At 58.9% G+C, this 2947-nt stretch carries 4 protein-coding genes; 1 reads left to right on the top strand and 3 read right to left on the bottom strand.

Going from position 1 to position 2947, the window contains the following annotated elements:
• On the top strand, positions 1-429 hold a 429-nt coding region (locus AB0I72_RS28310), incomplete at its 5' end, for a GNAT family protein (RefSeq protein WP_358574149.1).
• Positions 430-515: 86 nt separating this feature from the next.
• On the opposite strand, the gene AB0I72_RS28305 is transcribed toward AB0I72_RS28310, so the two are convergent.
• Genes AB0I72_RS28305 through AB0I72_RS28295 form a run of 3 tightly spaced genes read right to left on the bottom strand, consistent with a single transcriptional unit; the run spans position 516 to position 2364 of the window.
• Positions 516-1043: an SMI1/KNR4 family protein gene (locus AB0I72_RS28305; protein ID WP_358574147.1), complete on the bottom strand. Its 528-nt coding sequence runs from the start codon at positions 1041-1043 to the stop codon at positions 516-518.
• A gap of 39 nt (positions 1044-1082) precedes the next feature.
• Positions 1083-1580 (bottom strand): SMI1/KNR4 family protein, encoded by a 498-nt coding sequence (locus AB0I72_RS28300; RefSeq protein WP_358574145.1) that lies wholly within the window; start codon positions 1578-1580, stop codon positions 1083-1085.
• Positions 1581-1590: 10 nt separating this feature from the next.
• Positions 1591-2364: a DNA/RNA non-specific endonuclease gene (locus AB0I72_RS28295; protein ID WP_358574143.1), complete on the bottom strand. Its 774-nt coding sequence runs from the start codon at positions 2362-2364 to the stop codon at positions 1591-1593.
• Positions 2365-2947: the final 583 nt, after the last annotated feature.

The following is a 2947-nucleotide window of genomic DNA, read 5'->3' as shown; positions in this document are numbered from 1 at the left end:
AAGGAGCAGTGCGCCGCCATCATCGAGGCCGCGGTCGCCGACGCCGAGCGGGAGGACAGGAGCGTGTACATGCTCGCTGTCGCGCGCCAGGACCGATTGGTCGGCAGCGCCCGCCTGGGAGTGGACGAGCGCCCCCACAGCGCGCAGATCGGGTTCGCCCTCCGGCCCGACATGTGGGGGCAGGGGCTGGGCGACGAGCTCGTCGGGCTCCTGCTCCGGTTCGGCTTCGAGGATCTGGGGCTCAAACGGATCTGGGGTGCGCGGTCACCGGAGAACCGGGCCTCCGAGCGCGTCATGCTCAGGGCCGGAATGGTGGGGGAAGGGCGCATCCGTCGGCACCTGTGGACCCGGGAGGCCTGGCGCGACTCCATCGTCCACTCGATCCTGGACGACGAGTGGGCTCCGAGCTCACCGACACGCAAGGTATAGATCGCCCCGGAGCCACTGCCCCGGACCGAGTGACGGGAGGCGATTCCGGCACACCCCAGGACCTCCACCACACCCAGCCCAAGACACTACGCCGCGTGCAGCGTGAAGTACGGACGTTCCACCTGGTCGGCGATAGTGAACTCCTCGAAGGTGACGTCAGTCAGGACGCGAACGAGGCACTCCGAGGCGGACATCGGCAAGCGCTGCCAAGGGCTGACCTCGGTCCGCGCCACCACCGGCCAGTCCTCCGGCGGCACCTCGGCGTCGGCGGCCCAGTAGAACTCGACGGCTGTCACCGAGATAGCCCAGGGAATCAGGCCCTGTCCACCCGGGCGGTAGAGACCGTACGGATCGAAGCTGTCCCGCGCGAACGGATATTTTTCCAGTGTCCGCCACAACGACACCAATTTGTCCGCCACCTGCGAGTCGGCGCCTCCCAGTGCACCGTACACATGCATGTATCCGCTGAACTCCCCCGCACCGAAACACCGGCAGAGCTCCTTGTAGTCGGCGGGAAGCATCGTGCCGAGGTGCGCCTCGATCACATCCCACTCGATACCGAGGCCCCTCGGCCGCCACTCGACTGCGTCGGCGATTCTACTGACCCATGACACGGAGCCTCCCTGAGAGCGCCGTTCAGAATACGCGAAAGGTCAGTCTTCAAAACCTTCGATTCGATACTCAATATCCGGCCACCCGAAGTATTCACGGTAAGGAAGACTTTGTCTGGCGTCGACCAGGAAGCCAAGCATCTTCCCAATCCCCCACGGGAAGAAGTAGCAGTCCCGATAATCGGTCACCACAACTTTCCAATTGTTAGGATTGTCACCTACATACCAACACATCGACATGTCTGAATCCGTGTCAGCCCATTCGATAAGACTGTCGATCGAAACGGAATCCAAACCTTGTGGAATTGCCCCAGGAAAAGAATTCTTTCGATCCACACTGATCCTGGGGAATCCTAGGCCCAGGAAGTGATCCCGGAGTTCTCGAATCCGAGAGAGAACACCCTCTGGCGAGTTGACTAGAATCATCCCCGAGAACTCAAAGCCACCATGAGAATTCATGAGATTCTTGTAGTCATCCGGAAATTCGCACCCCAGTTCACTCTCCAGGGAATTCCAGTCAATATTTCTCTCGGGCGACATTCTCCACTCCTCAGTAGAACTCCCAGTTTTCAGGCGATCTGTACCTGACATTATCGCAGTGGCCACCCGGGAGCACAACAGGATGCCGAACATTAGGGATACAGACGTCTACGTACATTCCCCGACTGCCGGCAGCTTCGATGTGGTAGTAATCGGGCATCGATTCTTGCTCTGTGAGATACACGGGCGTGTTCATGTACACGACAATCTCACCAGACCTTACCGAATCAACCAGCATGTTCTCATACTTCACCATGGCCTCATTGGTGTTGCGATGACAGGTAGAAAGATTTTCCCTGATCCTTCCATTGCCCCCAGCCTGCCTAGGGATGTAATGACACCTATTGAAGGGATACTTGTTGTTCAGGTTCTTATCCCTACTCTGACCATACCGAGGCCATCCCTCCGGCCGGATCGAACCGTCTGCCGCAGATCCTCCTTCGAGGCCTTCAGCGTTGCAGTAAAGCGCAAGCCCTCCGTTTGAACGCACTCCCCGAGGGCCACTCAAAGGGGCATAGATTTTTCTGTTCCTCTGACAATCATACTCAAGATCGTCAAAGTCGGCTGGGCCACCAGTTGCGGGAGACGTGTTGAACGCCCACATCAAGTCGAAATCCCACTTTAGGTCAAAGTAGGAATCATTGACTTCAACCGAGTCTTCGTATGTGAGTTCCTTGACCGAACGGGTGAACGAGTCGTCGACGAACTGATCGTGCTCAGAGTCCGTGACCTCTTCGGTGACCGGGCGCTCGTGCTCGGTAGCGAGGATTGCTGCGAGGATCACCTTCCACGGTGGTGGAGGCGGAGGCAAGACAACCGGGGGCTCCTTGTCGGAACCACCACCCCAATACCAAATCCGATCGGGATTACCTACTGGCCAGTCATTGTAGGAATCGCCAGAGGAATTGGTGTCATTCGTAGTGAGGTCCTGAGGTTCGGTATAAACACCACCTGGCCCCCAACGCGGGGTCGGATTTCTCCAAGGTGCATAGCAAGCCATCCAACAGGTGTCACTAGCTGTCGTCGATCCTGGCGTAGCGAGCACAATTGCCAAGGCACCCGCGCCAGCGAGAAGAAGACCCCCACCCGAAACAGTAAGCCCAGCCCCTACGGCAGCCCGTCCCGCATTAGTTGCGAACTGCGCCTCCATCAACGCAATTTGTTGGTTTACGTACGCTGCGCTCAATTCGAGAAGGCCAGTGGAGTGCCCGCTCGGGTCCACGGCGGTCAGCGGGGTCCCGTTGCCGTAGGTGTACCGGTTGGCCTGGATGGACCAGGGCCCCGGAGTTCTCGCGCTTCAAATCCATACGGGCTGAGCTCGGGTGATGCCGTGGAGTTCGAGGACCTTGTCCGGGTTCGTGTGGGCT

The sequence above is a fragment of the Nocardiopsis sp. NPDC049922 genome (assembly GCF_040660275.1).
Taxonomy (GTDB): domain Bacteria; phylum Actinomycetota; class Actinomycetes; order Streptosporangiales; family Streptosporangiaceae; genus Nocardiopsis.
Note: the sequence above shows the minus strand (reverse complement) of the source record. Positions and strands in the feature narration are given on the sequence as shown.

Coding starts and splice junctions, on each gene's coding strand:
- AB0I72_RS28300 (WP_358574145.1), bottom strand. CDS start 1,580: ATGTCGCCCGAGAGAAATATTGACTGGAATTCCCTGGAGAGTGAACTG.